This window comes from Effusibacillus consociatus, assembly GCF_042652925.1.
Classification (GTDB): Bacteria; Bacillota; Bacilli; order Tumebacillales; family Effusibacillaceae; genus Effusibacillus; species Effusibacillus consociatus.
The window spans coordinates 1-699 of sequence record NZ_JBHSHC010000095.1 but is presented as its reverse complement, the minus strand read 5'-3'; the positions used below and the strand labels follow the sequence as shown (position 1 = coordinate 699).

The following is a 699-nucleotide window of genomic DNA, read 5'->3' as shown; positions in this document are numbered from 1 at the left end:
CTGATCTCTTTCAACTTACCCGTTTCTTCGAATTCATAACTTATATTTTGCTTTGTGATCAACGAATAGGATTGGTCCGGATTTTGACGCAAGAGATCATGGGAGCCAAATTGTCCGGTAAAAGTTCCATCCGGATTTTTGGTGTAAAAGTCAACTTTTCCGTCAGGGCGCAGAACTCCTACTTCATTCTCTTTGTCCCTATAGAAAAGCAGTTTTGTATAATAACTGAACGCCCAACTGTTCCCCAGTGGTCCAAGAGAACGATCCCGAGAGTTGTAAGTTCTCTCAAACGTGATGGGAATTTTGCCTTTTACTTCAAGATCTTTATGTCTATAGAAAAAGTTCCCCGTTATGGTATTCACAGGATCCCCGCCGACCGCCTGTGGATTGCTTCCATTTTGATTGGACACCTCCTCAGGCGGAACTGCAAATCCCGGTGCAGGAATACCGCTACGCAGCGGATCCTTAATAAGGATCTGAGACCCAATTTGCAGCTTTCTCAAATCTTTTTCTGAAAGGTGATTTAACTGAGCGATTTCGGGATAGCGGCTTGCATTAGAGTAATAATAAGCAGCCACTGAACTTAAGAGCATGTTCTGACGGATCTCTAGACGGGTTAGAACCAGTGACGCCTGAAAAGCACTTCGTACTTCATGCTTCCCAAGTCTCTTTATCGTTTGAACATAATATTGAAATTCC

At 43.2% G+C, this 699-nt stretch carries 1 protein-coding gene; it reads right to left on the bottom strand.

What is annotated here, in order from left to right; all coding sequences use genetic code 11:
• On the bottom strand, positions 1-699 hold a 699-nt coding region (locus ACFO8Q_RS11415; RefSeq protein ID WP_380025902.1), incomplete at both ends, for a DUF6531 domain-containing protein.